We start from the raw sequence: 15,312 nt of genomic DNA, 5'->3' as shown, positions 1-15,312 counted from the left end.
GCGACGCCGGCGCGCCCCCTAGCCAAAAAAATCGGCGATCTTCCGGATCGAGCGCAGCTCTGCGATCTGTTCCGGTTCGACCTCTGGCAGGTTTGGCATCTGCTCACGCAGGGCAGAGAGGATTTCGACCTGTTTGATGGAGTCGACCCCAAGCTCGCCCTCAAGGTCCATATCGTCTTCGAGCATTTCCGGCGGATAGCCGGTCTTGTCGGCGATGAGATTGCGGACAAGCTCGGCCATGTCGGCGCCGCCCGCAGCCGGGGCGGGGGTGGGGGCTGCCGGGGCCGCGGCGTGGTGGCCGTTGCCGTTTGTATAGCCATTGGCCTGGGCTGCCGGAGCTGGCTGGGCCGGGGCTGGCGCTTCGGCCGTTGCAGCGCCTGCTGCAGGTTTCAGGAAGGCGGCGATCTTCGCGATGGTGCGCAGCTCTGCAATCTGCTCCGGCTCAATCTCCGGCAGGTCGGGCATCTTCTCGCGCAGGGCTGAAAGGATTTCGACCTGTTTGATGGAGTCGACGCCAAGCTCGCCCTCAAGGTCCATATCGGCTTCGAGCATGTCAGCGGGGTAGCCGGTCTTTTCAGCGACGAGGCCGGTGACGAGCGCCGTGAAGTCCTGCGCAGGCGCGGCAGCTGGGGCAGGGGCGGGTGCCGGCGCGGGGGCCGGTTGCGGTGCAGGAGCCGCAGCAGCTGGTGCAGGCGGCGGTGTCACAGGCGCCGGGGCGGGCTTTGGTGCAGGGGTAGGGGCAGGCTGGGGCGCAGGCGCGGCCGCGACAGGGGCGGGCGTGGGGGCCGGTTGCGGGGCTGGCTGCGCTTGTGGCTGGGCCGCTGGGGCAGGCGCCGGGCTGGCCGCGGCAAGCATGGCCTGCGTCGCTTCCATATACTGGGCATGGGCCGTCTGCAGCGCTTGCATGTAGGCCGTGTGCGCCTCTGTCATCTGCGCGTGGATCTGCGCGGCGGTGGAGGCGGGAGCGGTCTGGCGGGGCTCAGTCATGGGTGTCGGTCCTGGCTGGGAAGTCTTTACGGAAGAAGGTGTCGCGGTTGGCGGGGGCGCCGGTTTCGGGTCGGGCGGCGCGGTGTCCACCGGTCTGTTTATCTGTGGCGGCGAGGCGCTGGCCGCCTTCGGAGGGGGCAGGGCGGCCGCGCCGCCTTTTGGCGGATAGGGCTTGTTGTAATTCGCGCCGGTGAGATCGATGGCATGCTTTGAGCGCGGCTTGCGCGGCGCCGGGGCTGGCATGTTGGCAAAGAGTGCCTCGAAATCGACCTCATGGCCGAGCACGGCGAGCTTGCCGATCCCTGCGAGGAAGGCGGCGAGCCCGTTGCCTTTCTTGTCGTCCAGCGCGACGGCGGTCGCCTTACCGGGCAGGATCTGGCCGACAAGGGCGGTGAGCACCGTGCCGGGCCCAGCCTCAACGAAAGTGGTGACGCCCGCCTCATGCATGGCTTCAACGATTTCGCGGAAGCGGACGGGGCTTTCGATCTGTCCGGCGAGCAGGTCGCGCTGTTTGTCATAGGCGAGCGGGTAGCGTTTCGCAGAGGCATTGGCGAAGACGGGGAAATCCGCCTTGTCGAAATCGGTCTTGCCGAGCGCCTTGCGGAAAGGGGCGACCGCGCCCGCAACGATGGGCGAATGGAAGGCCGAGGCGACCGGCAGGCGGCGTGCCTTGATCCCCGCAGCCTCTATCGCCTGCCGGGCCGCTTCGATGGCATCGACCGGGCCAGAGAGGACGGTCTGCGTCGGCGCGTTGTCATTGGCGACAACAACATCCGGGTGGTTTTTGAGGATCGGGGCGAGCTGCTCGCTCGATGCCTGTGTGGCGAGCATGGCGCCTTCATTGTCTGCGGCGGCCTGGCTCATCAGCCTGGCGCGCTTGCAGGCGGTCGACAGCGCATCCTTGTCCGAGAGGACGCCGGCCGCATTGAGGGCCATGATCTCCCCGAAGCTGTGACCGGCCGCCATATCGGCATTGAGACCGGCTTTCTCCAGCACGGCGAGGACGGCCAGCGATGCCGCGGCGAGCGCGGGTTGGGCGTTTTCCATGGCGGTCAGCGTATCGGCCTGCGCCTTGGCTTCGGCCTCGCTGAAGGCCGATGGCGGGAAGGCAAGGCGGTGGAGACCGAGCTTGCCCGCCTTCTTGTGGCTGGCGGCGAAATCCCAGGCGGCACGGGCTTCGGGGAAGGCGAGCGCAAGCTCACGGCCCATGCCGACATACTGGCTGCCCTGACCCGGCATGAGATAGGCGAGCTTGCCGGGACTTGCCGGCGTGAGGCTGACACTGGCGCCCTTGGGCAGCGGTGCGGTTTCGACCGTTCCGGCGCGGATGAGACCGGCAATCTTGCCTGCCTTGGCCGCGAAATCCTTATTGTCGCTGGCGGTTATGGCCGCGCGGCAGGGCGCATCGGCGGTGAAGCCTGCATGGCTGTCGCTGGCCGCGATGGCGAGGTCTTCCTCATGCACCAGTTTTTGGGCCGTCGCCTCCATTGCCGTGGCCAGCGCTTCAGGTGTCTCAGCCGACAGCATGATGAGTTCAGCGGGAAGGATACGCTCCGGATACGGGGCGAGCTTGCCGGTATATTCCTCCAGCGTGACGTGGAAGTTCGAGCCGCCGAAGCCGAAGGAGCTGACCGAGGCGCGGCGTGGATGGGACTTGTCCCGGATCCAGGGGCGCAGCTCCCGGTTCACATAGAAAGGCGAGCCAGCCAGCGCAGGCGCAGGTTGATCGACCTTGATCGTCGGCGGCAGGGCCTTGCGGGAAAGCGCCATGACCGTCTTGATCAGGCTGGCCGATCCGGCGGCCGCCTTGGTATGGCCGATCTGGGACTTCACCGAGCCGATGGCGCACCATGGCGCGTCTATGGTTTCACCGTCCTCGCAGAAAACGAGCTTGAGCCCTGAGAGTTCGGCGGCGTCACCAGCCTTGGTGCCGGTGCCATGCGCCTCAACGAGTTCAACCGAGCGGGGATCATAGCCAGCCTGCTCATAGGTGCGGGTGAGGGCGCGGGCCTGACCCTCTGGCAGCGGGGCATATATGGCGGTCGCGCGCCCGTCAGAGCCAGAGCCGATCCCCTTGATGACCGCATGGATCCGGTTGCCGTCGCGTTCGGCATCGGCAAGGCGGCGAAGCGCCAATATGCCGATGCCTTCGCCCAGCATGGTGCCGTCGGCCTTGTCCGAAAACGGCCGGCAATCCTCTGTCGGGGAGAGGGCCGGCGTCTTCGAAAAGCACATATACATGAGGATGTCGTTCAGCGCATCGACGCCGCCGGCGAGGACGAGGTCGCTGTCGCCTGCGCGAAGCTCATGAATGGCGCCGTGCAGCGCGGAGAGCGAGGAGGCGCAGGCCGCATCTGTGACATAGTTGGAGCCGCCAAGGTCCATCCGGTTTGCGATCCGCCCGGCGACGACATTGCCGAGAAGGCCGGGAAAGGTGCTTTCCTTCCACTCGGAGAAATTCTCCGAAATACGGTCGGCAATAGCCTGGACCTGATCCTCGGGCAGCCCGGACTCGCGCAGTCCCTTTACCCAGGATGGGCGCTGCAGGCGGCCTGACATGTGGCCGACGAGCTCGGTTGCAGAAGCGACGCCCAGAATACAGGAGGTGCGCTTGCGGTCGATTGCGCCCTTGGTGGCTTTCTCCGCCTCATCGAGCGCGGTCTGAGCGACCATCAGGGCGAGGAGCTGCGCGCTGTCGGTCGCGTCGATCTGGTTGGGCGGAATGCCGAAGGCGAGCGGGTCGAAACCCTGCGGTGAAAGGAAGCCGCCGCGCTGGCCATAGGTCTTGTCCCTGGCGCGCGGGTTTGCGTCGTAATAATCCTCGATCAGCCAGTGCGTCGATGGCACCGGCCCCAGCGTATCGACGCCTTCGGCGATGTCGCGCCAGAAGCCCGGCGTATCGCCGCGTCCCGGAAACATTGCACCATAGCCGACAATGGCGATGTCGGTGGGTTCGGACGTTCTGTCTGCCATAATGTTCTCAGCCCCTCAGCCAGAGATTAGTCGAACAGCCCCGCGCGATAGTCGAAAGCCGATTGTGGTATGTTTTCCCCGCGCGCCCGGCGCGCCTGTAGCGCGGTAAGCTGCGCGGCCCCGTCGAGCAGGTTGAGCGCGATCTGTTTCACGCTGCGGTTCTCCAGCGCTTCGAGCGGGCTTCCCTTCACCCACTCATTGAAGGCGCCCATCGCGGGCCCGCACCAGATCTGATAGTCGCGCAGCCGGCTCTCATCGCCTTCGCGCGCCCATTGCGCGCCGAAGAAGAGATAGCGGCGGAAGACGAGCGCCATCTGGTGACGCGGGTCGGCCTCGGCTTTTGCGAGCTCTTTCGGGTTGGTGGCCGCCATGAAAGCGCGTGTCTTTTCCCAGGTGGCGGAGAAGGGCTCTCCCAGGGCGGTCTCGATAAAGGCCTGCTCCTGCGGCGTGCAGTCGGCAAAGCCGGTCCGCGTCTTGTAGATTTCCCGCATGCGGCGTCCGCGCATGGCAAAGAGGGTGCCGCGTTTGAGAACCTGAACCTCTACACCCTGTTCGAACATGTCGGCAGCAGGCGCCATGGCGATATCTGCCGGGCCAGCCTCTGCCAGCAGCTTGCGGCCAGCCAGAGAGAGGCCGGATTCGGTGGCGGCCTGATTGACCGAGCCGGTAATGATATAGGCAGCGCCCATCTGGAATGCTGCGGCCGCCGCCCACGGCGTGCCGATGCCGCCGCCAAGGCCGATGCGTATATCGTCAGGGTTGAGGCCGTGAGTGTCGCAGGTCTCGCGTCTTGCCTGAACGAGCGAGGAAAAGAGCGGCCCGGCGGCGCGGTTGTCGGTGTGGCCGCCGCTGTCAGCTTCGGCAGTGATGTCGAGGGCGACCGGCACGCTGGCGGCGATTTCTGCCTGCTGCGGGGTGATGTCGCCGCGCGCGACGAGCTGTTTCAGAATGGTATCGGGCGCGGGCGCCATGAACTGGCGGGCAACTTCGGCGCGCGAGACCTTGGCGAAGACATGCGTGCTGCGGCGGATGATGCCATCGGCGGCGCGCGACAGGCCTGCCGCGCTGTAGCGGACGATTTCCGGCGAGAGCTGCATGAAGGCCGAGGCCGAAACGCGGGCGATGCCACGTGAGAGGAAGAGGTCCACCACGGCACGCTCATAGCCCGGCTGCTGTGGGGTATGGATGAGGTTGGCGCCCCAGGCGGGCGCGCCCTTGCCGAGCGCGGCCTCGATCTCATCGAGACCTGCGGCAATGGTTTCGGGCTTGAGGCCCGCACTGCCATAGAAACCGACCAGACCTGCCGCAGCCGCGGCGATGACCATCCGGGGTGTGGCGATGCCGCGTGCCATTTCTCCAACGACATAGGCGAAACGGCTGCCATGCGTGCGTGTGAAGGTGTGGTCGCCGAGCCATTCGGGATAGATGGCGCTTTCGGCTTGCTCTGTCGGGCGGTTCAAGTGGGGTGTGCGCGTCTCAACCTTCATGGCTGGGCCGCTGTGGCTATCGGAATTCCAGTGCTGAATCCTCATTCGCCAGCAATTCCCCTTCTGGTTGCGACTAGAGACTGATTTGGGGGGAACTGCAATGATCGGACCAGCGCTTTCTCGCATGTGCAGCATGAAATGCCGTCCGATTTGGCACAGTTGCACGCCAGGCCGCCTAAGCTGTTGCAAGTGCAACAGAATAAGGTCTTACATAGATATCCATCCATGCCGGTTTGGCACAGCCGCCGGTGTCGATCAGCCCCAGGCGCCGAAGGCGTGACTGGTCGCGATGGAAAGCCGGGAAATCAGGGCGGCGCAGAGGCGCAGTGGGGCGATCAGTTCTTCATGCAGCCGGTCATAGCCCGACGCGCCCGAGGCCCCGCTTTCGAAACCCTTTTCTTCCATGCCCGAGAACAGGTCCGCTTCGCCGCGCGAGGGCGGGTAGATCGTCTCCAGCAGGTCGGCCGCCTCATCGATCCGCATGGCAAGAACCAGCGCCATGATGTCCTCCCGGCTGGTGTCGTGGCGGGCCGAGACACCGCGCAGGCGTCCGGTGAGGCTGAGCGCATACATCATGATGGCCTGGCGGATTGCGTGCAGGGCGTGGAAATTGAGCCGGTCCTCATGGCGCCGCTCGACACTTGGCGCGTCGTCGAGCGAGGCGAGAAGGGCATCGAACTCGACAAGGTCCATGCTGAGCCGGTTGGCGATCTTCTGCAGGCTGGTCGAGGTATGCTGGGTGCCCAGAATGTCGGCGATCCTGCGCAGGCTGGAGGGCTGGCCGGTGTCGCCATGGCGCGAGACGGCCAGCCAGACATGCGGCTCGTAAACGCTGGCATAGCCGCGAAGGACGGGCAGGCTGGTCAGCATGCGTGCCCGAACGGCCAGCATGATAAGGGCATGAAGCCGGGGTGAGCGGTTGATGAGATCGCGCATGCGGGCCGTTTCGCGCGGCATGGCAGAACCGATGCCGCAGGCTGAGTTGAGCGGGACGCCAAGCTGCTGGAGCATGGCATTGTGGGAGATGGCGCGGATGGCGGACGGCCCGCTCGGGCCCCCGGCCCGCTTGACGGGCCGCGAGCCGGCCTTGACCAGAAAGCCGGAGGCAAACCCGCTCAGCATCTCGCCATAATCCTCATCGACGAACAGCGACTCATGCCAGCTGCGCAGGGCGCGATAGGCGTCCCAGACAAAATCGGTCTGAGTGTAGAAGGCATCGTCCTCTGTCGGCGGCGGGTCCGACAGGATGTGTTCGCAGAAGGCGGCATAGGTGGCGCGCGACAGCTGCGGCGTGGCGAAGTGAAGAAAGCCGTCGCCGCCCTGAAAGCTCACCTCATGGATGGGCTGGATGTCGCGGGCGAGGAGCTGGTTTCGGGTCCAGGGTGTCAGGAGGTGGTCGTGGCGCTGCTGGAAGCTGCCGGGATAGGCGCCGCGCCCGATGGATTCGCCATGGGTGTTGAAGACCAGAAGGCCGGTGCCGGGCAGGACCTCGCCCAGGGCACGGCCGATCAGGCTGTGGATCCGCTCGATCGCCATATTGCCGGCGACCTGACCGATGAAGCGCCCGGAGTCAGAAAAGCCAAGCTGGATCGAGAGATAGCCGCGCGTTTTTACATAATCGCAGAAGCTCTCTTCCTCCAGCAGGCGTTCGACGAACCGCCCGCCTGTCTCAAGCGCTTCCGGGGTTTCGAAAAGGGGCGAGATATCGAGGGCATGGTCGACGCCGTACTGGCGGGCGAGATGGAGGGCGCCCATGACGGTGGCGGGGTTCTCGCTCTCTGCGATGAGGAAGCGGATGGGAGAGCCGGCATCGATATGTTTGAGGATCTGCGCGCACATCATGAACTGGCGGCGCGCGGTCGATTGCTCAAGGAAGAGGTCGGCGAAGTTGACGGGGCGCACCTCGGTGCTGTCTGCCATTTCAGAAAGCTTGCTGAGGGCGAGGCGGCCGAGCTCGCTGTCTTCGGTTTCAAGGTCGAGGTCGCGCTGCAGGACGGTACGGACCTGGGCGGCGTTGACACGCAGATGGATACGGGCGGTGCCGAGCTGAAGCGCATCGATCTCCGCGCGCAGGATCATCAGGGCGGCGGCGGTGTCGTCAGGTGTTTCGCGGTCTTCGATGAGTGTATCGAGCGGGGATGTCAGTTCGACCGCGTCGACAATCTTCGCGTCCGGGGCTTCGGTCAGGAAGTTGGCCGCATCGCTGAGGGTGTCGGGGTCTGAAAGGTCGCGTCCGAACTTTTCCGCCGCCGTTTCGGTATGCGCCTGCGCTTCGGCAAGGCGGTGTTCCAGCGCGGCGATCTGTTCAAACCCGGCGAAGTTCGACAGGCGCCCGCGATAATAGGCAAGCTGGGCGGCCTTTTCGCGCAGCCGCAAGGTGATCGACTGGGACCAGTGAATGTCGGTGCGCCCATCGAGGTCATAGCCGACCCAGCTTGCGAGCGTCGGCAGGACGGGGCGGAGGCTGCGCCACTCGTCGCCCAGATATTTACGTGCCGTTTCCACGATGAGGCTGGCATAGTGGCCGGCCGCGTCCTGTGCGTTCGCGATGGCGGCCTGGGCCTCTTCATGTTCGTGGGTCAGCGTGATCTGATCGGGCCAGTCCGGCTGCGGATCGTGGGCGGCGGACTCCAGCGCGGCGAGACTGCTTTTGTCCGGCTTGCTCGCATAGGCAGCGAAGGCCTGGCGCAGCGAGAGGGACATGGCAAAGGTCGGATGGGCGGTGAAAACAATGCCGCCTGCGTGCCGGGTGACTGCATCGCGAAAGCGCTGCGGGTCCTTCTTCGCCGTGGCGGCGAGGTGGTCCCGGACAGTGGCGAACGGGTCTTTCCTGTCGCCGATGTCGGCGTGCTGGCGGCTGAACTGCTCGGCGCGCTCGCGCAGGAGGTCGAAGTGGAGCGCGTCGACCGTCTCGCCGATGCGGCCAAGATCGGTGCGCCCGGAATCGAGATCCTGAAACAGCCCCAGCGCGAAAGAGAAGACCGAATTTGTGAGTGGATCGGTCTCGATACTGTCGGCATACCCTCTCAGCGTCTCGCGGATGCGAGCAGGGTCGAGCGGGGTCTGGGTTTTCGGCATGGGCAGGGCTCCGGCAGGTCTTGCGCTTGTCTCCCCTCTTATCTTGTTCAGAGGGAGGCCCTGACCAGCGCGGCGTCAACAAGAGACGCAGTATCGGCCGGCGAAGGACCCGGTTTTGCCGAAAAGCTGTGCAGGCAAGCTAGAGGGAGGCCATGATCCCGCGGCTTGGCGCGACCTTGTTGTCGAGAAAGTCGCGCCAGATTGCGGCGACGGCATCTGCGCCCTTAAGGCGCTCGATCTCGATTTCCTTCGAGGCGTCCTTGGCAAGGCGGGCGCTCGCTTCACTGGCTTTCATGTAGAGGACACCCGGCCCCCAGTCCTTGTTGCGTTTGGCGATCTGCGATGGGGCGAAGAAGAAGCGCGGCTCTGCGCCGGGCAGGCCGGTGGCGCGCCCTGTGCTTTCCCAATGGGTGGCGCCGACCATGCAGCTTTCAACCATGTTTTCCTGGAGGTGATTATGCAGCGTGATGGTCAGATCGCGGTTGCCGGACATGTCGACATAGGCGGTCTTCACCGATGGGTCGATCTTCTCCTCCTCGCCATAGAGGAGAATGTCATCGCAGCATCCAAGGCTTTCCACGAAGGCCTTGTTACCCGGTGACGTAAGACCGATCACCCGCTTTCCGGCTTTCTTGTCCTCATGGATGAACTGGGCGAGGCCGAAGCCGGTTTTCGAGGACACCGACCCGATCACGACCTGATCCGCGCCGAAATAGTCATTGTCGGTGAGGTAATCATAGAGAACGAAGGAGGTGATGAAGAGCGGGAAATAGAGGCTGCGCGCGTCTTCCATCTGCCGCAGGGCGTCTGGCTCTCCGGCGAGGCGGCGGTACTGGTTATAGACGGCGGCGAGGTCTGCGCGGTGCGGGGCGGCGTCCATGAAATAGTCGTCCTTGACGCTGCCCACGGTGAGTACGGTTTCGTTCGCCATCGGGAAAAAGCCATAGAGACGCTCGCCGACTGCAATGTCCGGGCTGCGCGATTCCACGACATTGCCAAAGCCCCAGACCGTGACTTTGCCCCAGCCTTCCCCGGCCGGGAAGAACCGCCAATAGCCGATCGCGTCGCCGGATACGGCGTAGCTCACATTGTTCGAGGTGATCGCGAACTTGTCGATGGCGACACGGACCTGCCCGTCTTCCAGCCGCTTCTGCTGGGCGCTGACGGCTTTTGTCTTGCGGTAGTCGCTGCGGTTGATCCAGAGTTCGCTGACATCGGCCATCGGGGCGGTCCTCCCATAAATCTTTTGTCTGGCGCAAGAATGGACCGTCTGGAGACGAGTGCAAGGGGCGGGGGATTTGCTGCCGCGAGGGCAATCCTTCGCAGGGGCGAATGATTGTCCTATCAAGGGCGGGAAAACATGATTTGAGGAGACGACATGGCTATCAAGACACGCATCACCGAGCTGCTCGGCATTGAGCACCCCATCGTGCAGGGCGGCATGCAGTGGGTTGGCTATGCCGAGATGGCCGCGCCCGTTTCGAATGCGGGCGGGCTTGGTCTTCTGACCGCGCTGACCCAGCCGACGCCGGAAGACCTGGCCAAGGAAATCCAGCGCACCAAGGACATGACCGACAAGCCGTTCGGCGTGAACCTCACCATCCTGCCGGCCATCAAGCCGCCGCCCTATGCCGAGTACCGCCAGGCCATCATCGAGGGCGGCATCAAGATCGTCGAGACGGCTGGCTACAAGCCGCAGGAACATGTCGACGAATTCAAGAAGCACGGCATCAAGGTCATCCACAAATGTACCGCTGTGCGCCACGCGCTGTCGGCTGAGCGGATGGGCGTGGATGCCATTTCCATCGACGGCTTTGAGTGCGCCGGTCACCCGGGCGAGGACGATATTCCGGGCCTTATCCTGATCCCGGCGGCGGCCGACAAGGTCAAGATCCCGATGCTGGCCTCCGGCGGCTTCGGCGATGGACGGGGGCTTGCGGCCGCGCTGGCGCTCGGCGCTGACGGCATCAATATGGGCACGCGCTTCTGCGTCACGAAAGAGGCGCCGATCCACGAGAACTTCAAGAAGCAGATGGTCGAGAATGATGAGCGTGACACCAAGCTCATCTTCCGCACGCTGCACAACACGGCCCGCGTGATGAAGAACAAGGTGTCGGAAGAGGTTGTCGCCATCGAAGCCAAGGGCGGGGCGAAGTTCGAGGACGTCCAGCACCTCGTCGCCGGTGTGCGCGGACGCAAGGCGATGGAAGAGGGCGACGCCGATGACGGTATCTGGTCAGCCGGCATGATCCAGGGCCTCATCCACGACATTCCGAGTGTCGAGGAGCTGATCGACCGGATCGTCGCCGACGCCGAGGAGATCATCAAGAAACGCCTCAACGGTGTGGTCGTCAGCTAGGCCGGCATCTTCGCCATTTCATGAAGGCGTCCTGTTCACTCGCTGAGCAGGACGCCTTTTTTCGTAAGACCCTCAAGACGCGCCGCATCTGCACCGAGCCAGTCCTTTAGCGCCTCGGCATTATGCTCACCGCGGCGCGGCGGGCGCATGCCCGTCTTGAGGCCGCTCTGCGAGCTTGAGAAATTGTAAGGAGACTGCACCGTGCGGCGGGCATTGCCCTTGTCATCTTCGACATCGACCAGAATGCCGTTCGGGCCGACGCTGGTCTGGGCGTAGGACTCCTCGCCGAATTTGCGCACCAGGCCCCAGGCAAGGTTCATCTCATCGAGCGCCTTTGTGAGCGCCTCGAAGCTCGGATAGGAGAGGATGTGGTCGGTGACCGCCTGATGGCGTGCGGCCACTTTCGTTTCAAGGTCAGCGCCTTTCGGGGTCGGGTCGACCAGGCCGGCCTTTTTCGAGAGGACGATCCAGATCCATTTCATGTCGGAAGCAATGAGGATCTGTTTGCCCTCCGGCGCGTCCCAGACGAGGTTTTCCTTCGGCTTCGGCCAGACGCCATCGAGCGCCCAGTGGGCATAGTCATCGGTGGCATGGACGACATTGATCATGGCGATATCGACATGCTGACCCTCGCCGGTCTTCTCCGCGACACGCAGGGCGGCGAGGAGGCCGACAAGGCCGTGCAGGGAGCTGTAGGAGTCAGCCAGGGAGAATTGCAGGTCTGTCGCCGGGCCGCCGCTGATTTCGGCCTGGCGGGCGATAAGGCCGGTCTCGGCGTGGACGACAGGCGCATAGGCGGCGCGTTTCGCCTCCGGCCCCGTCTGTCCGAAGCCGGAAATGGACAGCATGACCAGTTTCGGATTGACCGCATGGACGCTTTCCCAGTCGAGGCCGAAGCGTTTCATCACGCCGGGGCGGAAATTCTCGACCAGCATGTCGGCCTCACGGCAGAGGTCGAGTACAAGCTCGCGCGCGCCGTCTGCCTTGAGGTCGATGCAGACATTCCGCTTGCCGATATTCTGCTGCAGGTAAAAGCCGGCGACGCCGGTGTCCGACTTGCCGAAATGGCGGGTCACATCGCCTTCCGGCGGTTCGATCTTGAGGACGTCTGCACCGAGGTCCGACAGCATGCGCGTCGCGAAGGGGCCTGCCAGGACACGTGAAAGATCAAGGACTTTCAGCCCTTCGAGTGGAAATCCCTTTATGTCCATGGCGCGTTCTCCCTGCTGGTCTTTTCTTGTTGTCTGATCTCTAGACCGGGAGGGCGCCCGCGCACAGGCTGACCCGGCGTCGGGTCAGGGAAGCTGACGCAAATCTGCTGAGGCAGGCGGTTAGGAGGCGGCTTTCTCAAGCTCGCGGGCCAGAAGCTCTTCCCAGTGGTCGCCGAGCCAGAGAGAGCCGTCCGCCGCCGCCTCATCCATGGTGAGGGCGGTCTTGATGGCAGGCCCGACCAGGCCTTCGCCGACCGCGACGATGGCGACATTGTATATGATGAACTGCGCCAGACGTTCGGAGGTATCAGGCGGAAGGTGCTGGCCCATGTGACCGGCGATGAGGGCGGCCATGGCGGGGAGCGGCCGGGTGAAACCTTCAAGCTCCCCCAGCTCCGTCGACAGGACGATCCAGCCGATCAGCTTGGCATAGCGCTCGCTTCGAAGGACAGAATAGACGCGTGACATGACCTTGCGGGCGAAGATGCGCGGCTCATTGTCCGCCTCTTCGCCAAGGGCCGTCATGAGGTCACGGGTAAGCTCGTCGAACACCTTTTCGGCAAGGCCGCGCTTGATCTCCAGAACGCCGCCGAAATGGTGGTAGACATTGGAGACGGCGACGTTCGAGCGGTCGGCAAGGGACTGGAATTTGAGCTCGGCGGGTCCGTCTTCAAGGATGAGGGCTTCGGCGGCGAGAAGGATCTCCTCGCGCGCCTCTTCCGGCGTCCGGCGCTTTCGCTTGGGTCTTGTGGTTGCCAATTCCTGAGTCCGCGCCGTCTGTCGATGGCCCGTGCTTACGTCATTGAACGGCATAGGCCAAGGATTGCTCAACCTCTTGGACGTCCTTGCGGTTGTCATGGTCCCAAGGGTGGAAGCCGGGCCTGAAATAGGTGGCCCATCGCAGCATCATCCTGCGGAAAAGACCGGGGCGCCCCCAGAGAACCCAGTTGAGCTGCAGCCTTGCCCTCAGCGATCGCCCAAGCCCCATATCCTTGAGCATGACGTTGAATATGCGGCGCATGTGGTGGAGGAAGAGAAGGGTCACCATGAGCATGGTCCGCACGCGCAGCCAGTAGCCTTTGCCGCCGGTCACTTCCTGATAGACATCGAAGGCAACCGCCTTGTGTTCGGATTCCTCGATGGCGTGCCAGAGCCAGATGTCGCGATAGGCCTCGCGGGCGCCTTCCAGGAGGTCCGGCTCCGAGAGGAGTTCTTCGGCGAGGATGGCCGTGAAATGCTCAAGCGCGCACGTCGCGGCCAGGCGCTGAAGATCGGTGGTGTGCTTCTGGGCAAAGGCAAAGCGCGCCTCGGTTTCCTCATGCAGCAGTGTGGCCCGGTAGCCATGTTCGGCGAGGCGTTGATTGTAACGCACATGTTCGCGCGTATGCATGGCTTCCTGCGACATGAAGCCGGCCACTTGCGACTGGAGTGTCTCGTCGCGCACATCGCCGCGGAAAGCCTTCACGCTGCGGATGAAGAAACGCTCTCCGGCCGGGAAGGTGATCGACAGCGCATTGAAGACGAGCGACCTGAATGTATCGCCGCCGAGCCAGTCGCGCGTCTCGATATCGGCAAAGGAAAAGTTCTGGTCGCGCGGTGTGATCTCCACGGTGCGCGAAATATCCTTCGAATTCATAAGTCTGCTCCTTGTTGAGCCGCCCCGTCCGCCATTCAGCGAACCCGGTGAAGATATTATTGAAAAATTTTTCTACAAGTATTGTCGAAAAATTTTTTCATAGTAAGGTCTGCGTCATCCGGAGAGTCGCCGGAAGGCCCACCGCTTTTGCATTGCGTGAAAGGATCCAGATCCCATGAAAAAGAGATATCTCGGCGCGGCCGCACTGGCGGGCCTGCTGCTTACCCAGACCGCCTGCCTGGCGGCAAAGGCGGATGAGGATGGTCCGGCGCTGCAGATGCGCACCAGCCTCATCGCGTCGGACGGCTATGTTTTCGGTTTTCCCGTCCTGCTTATGGATCAGACCTATCAGGCGGCGACCGAAAAGCCGTATCTCTGCGGGCTTGGTGGGCCGGTGAACAGTTTCACCCACAAATTCTCTATACCCGGTCCGGATTTCAGGGCGGTGGTGCGTCCGAATGTCGACACGCTCTATTCATCGGCCTTCCTAGACCTCGCGGAGGGCCCGATGGTGCTTGAGGTGCCTGAGGTGAAGGACCGGTTCTATCTGATGGCCATGCTCGACGCCTGGACCAATAATTTCGCCGGGCCGGGCAGTCAGTCGAATGGGGGTGAGCCTGAGACCTATCTGATTGCCGGGCCGGGCTGGACCGGCAAGGTGCCCGGCGGGATGACGCGGATCGATGCGCCGACAAATCTTGTCTGGATCATTGGCCGGACTGAATTGAAGGGCAAGGATGACGTCGCTGCGGTGAATGAGATCCAGAGGTCATACAAACTCCACCCGCTTTCGGGGAAGGCGCCTGCCCCGGCGGAGGGGCCTTGCCGGCCGATTGCAGGGGAGCAGGAGCCCGAAGACGTCATCAAGGGGCTGTCCGGAGCCGAGTTCTTCAGCCGGCTGGACCGCCTGATCGACCTCTATCCGCCGACCCCCGCCGACGAAGACAAGCTGCAAAAGCTGGGATTGATCAATGTCGGCCCTCATGCGGGGGGGCGTGTCGAGCGGCTGTCCGCCTCGAACAAGGATGCCCTAAATGGAGGGATTGAGCGCGGGCAGAAGCTCATCGATGCGGCCTTCGGGTTCGGTAATCGAGGGGCCTGGGCCCCCGATCCGACGAAGGTGCCGCTAGGGGCTTATGGCGACAGCTATCTGGTGCGTGCAGTCGTGGCGCAGATCGGGTTTGGCGCGAACCGCAATGAATATGCCGTCTATCAGAATGCGCGCGAGACCGGCGGTGGCAAGACGCTCGACGGGTCGAAGGGCGTGTATGAACTCCGTTTTGCGCGCGGGAAAACACCGCACGTCAGCGGGTTCTGGTCCGTCACTGTCTATGAAAGCGATGGCTTCCTGTCGGAAAACGCCATCGGCCGCTATGCGCTTGGCAGCAATTCCAGCCTCAGCGCCAATGAGGAGGGCGAGATCGTCATTACCTTTGCGGCCGAAAAACCAGACGGCGTGCCGCAGGAGAACTGGTTGCCTGTCCCCGAGGATACGTTCGAGGTGACCCTGCGCATGTTCGGGCCGGGCGAGGATATTCTGGACGGGACCTGGTCTGCGCCGCCGATTACAAGCCGTTGAAG

The 15,312-nt window shown here is 63.7% G+C and carries 9 protein-coding genes; 2 read left to right on the top strand and 7 right to left on the bottom strand.

Annotation, left to right across the window (positions count from 1 at the left end; translation table 11 throughout):
• Nucleotides 1-18: 18 nt before the first annotated feature.
• From ABNU55_RS09660 to ABNU55_RS09645, 4 genes are all read right to left on the bottom strand, one after another.
• The gene (locus ABNU55_RS09660; RefSeq protein WP_348764336.1) at nucleotides 19-3,960 is read right to left on the bottom strand and encodes a beta-ketoacyl synthase N-terminal-like domain-containing protein; all 3,942 of its coding nucleotides are present in this window, start codon (nucleotides 3,958-3,960) and stop codon (nucleotides 19-21) included.
• A gap of 26 nt (nucleotides 3,961-3,986) precedes the next feature.
• Nucleotides 3,987-5,447, bottom strand: a complete 1,461-nt coding sequence (locus tag ABNU55_RS09655) for a PfaD family polyunsaturated fatty acid/polyketide biosynthesis protein (protein WP_348764335.1) — start codon at nucleotides 5,445-5,447, stop codon at nucleotides 3,987-3,989.
• Nucleotides 5,448-5,702: 255 nt separating this feature from the next.
• Nucleotides 5,703-8,525, bottom strand: coding sequence for a phosphoenolpyruvate carboxylase (locus ABNU55_RS09650; protein ID WP_290751516.1), 2,823 nt, complete (start codon nucleotides 8,523-8,525; stop codon nucleotides 5,703-5,705).
• A gap of 139 nt (nucleotides 8,526-8,664) precedes the next feature.
• Complete coding sequence (locus ABNU55_RS09645) at nucleotides 8,665-9,747, bottom strand: DUF2855 family protein (RefSeq protein WP_290751519.1); 1,083 nt, start codon at nucleotides 9,745-9,747, stop codon at nucleotides 8,665-8,667.
• Nucleotides 9,748-9,903: 156 nt separating this feature from the next.
• Here ABNU55_RS09645 and ABNU55_RS09640 point away from each other — a divergent pair, with 156 nt between their 5' ends.
• A complete protein-coding gene (locus ABNU55_RS09640; RefSeq protein WP_290751521.1) occupies nucleotides 9,904-10,884 on the top strand; it encodes a nitronate monooxygenase family protein in 981 nt (326 codons plus the stop codon).
• A 35-nt stretch (nucleotides 10,885-10,919) separates the two neighbouring features.
• Here the strand turns inward: ABNU55_RS09640 and ABNU55_RS09635 are convergent, their stop codons facing one another.
• From ABNU55_RS09635 to ABNU55_RS09625, 3 genes are all read right to left on the bottom strand, one after another.
• Entirely contained in the window at nucleotides 10,920-12,095 is a 1,176-nt protein-coding gene (locus tag ABNU55_RS09635) for a CaiB/BaiF CoA-transferase family protein (RefSeq protein ID WP_290751523.1), read from the bottom strand.
• A 120-nt stretch (nucleotides 12,096-12,215) separates the two neighbouring features.
• Complete coding sequence (locus tag ABNU55_RS09630) at nucleotides 12,216-12,854, bottom strand: TetR/AcrR family transcriptional regulator (protein ID WP_290751526.1); 639 nt, start codon at nucleotides 12,852-12,854, stop codon at nucleotides 12,216-12,218.
• Nucleotides 12,855-12,894: 40 nt separating this feature from the next.
• A complete protein-coding gene (locus ABNU55_RS09625) occupies nucleotides 12,895-13,731 on the bottom strand; it encodes a metal-dependent hydrolase (protein WP_290751528.1) in 837 nt (278 codons plus the stop codon).
• A 175-nt stretch (nucleotides 13,732-13,906) separates the two neighbouring features.
• Here ABNU55_RS09625 and ABNU55_RS09620 point away from each other — a divergent pair, with 175 nt between their 5' ends.
• Nucleotides 13,907-15,310, top strand: coding sequence for a DUF1254 domain-containing protein (locus ABNU55_RS09620; RefSeq protein ID WP_290751530.1), 1,404 nt, complete (start codon nucleotides 13,907-13,909; stop codon nucleotides 15,308-15,310).
• Nucleotides 15,311-15,312 lie beyond the last annotated feature (2 nt).

The organism is uncultured Henriciella sp. (assembly GCF_964005855.1).
In the GTDB taxonomy this organism is placed as follows: domain Bacteria; phylum Pseudomonadota; class Alphaproteobacteria; order Caulobacterales; family Hyphomonadaceae; genus Henriciella.
The sequence above is the reverse complement of the archived record's forward strand: the minus strand, read 5'-3'. Positions and strand labels throughout refer to the sequence as shown.

Excerpts from the sequence above, each read along its gene's own strand:
- ABNU55_RS09660 (WP_348764336.1), bottom strand. The coding sequence starts at position 3,960 with ATGGCAGACAGAACGTCCGAACCCACCGACATCGCCATTGTCGGCTAT.
- ABNU55_RS09655 (WP_348764335.1), bottom strand. The coding sequence starts at position 5,447 with ATGAAGGTTGAGACGCGCACACCCCACTTGAACCGCCCGACAGAGCAA.
- ABNU55_RS09650 (WP_290751516.1), bottom strand. The coding sequence starts at position 8,525 with ATGCCGAAAACCCAGACCCCGCTCGACCCTGCTCGCATCCGCGAGACG.
- ABNU55_RS09620 (WP_290751530.1), top strand. The coding sequence starts at position 13,907 with ATGAAAAAGAGATATCTCGGCGCGGCCGCACTGGCGGGCCTGCTGCTT.
- ABNU55_RS09645 (WP_290751519.1), bottom strand. The coding sequence starts at position 9,747 with ATGGCCGATGTCAGCGAACTCTGGATCAACCGCAGCGACTACCGCAAG.
- ABNU55_RS09640 (WP_290751521.1), top strand. The coding sequence starts at position 9,904 with ATGGCTATCAAGACACGCATCACCGAGCTGCTCGGCATTGAGCACCCC.
- ABNU55_RS09635 (WP_290751523.1), bottom strand. The coding sequence starts at position 12,095 with ATGGACATAAAGGGATTTCCACTCGAAGGGCTGAAAGTCCTTGATCTT.
- ABNU55_RS09625 (WP_290751528.1), bottom strand. The coding sequence starts at position 13,731 with ATGAATTCGAAGGATATTTCGCGCACCGTGGAGATCACACCGCGCGAC.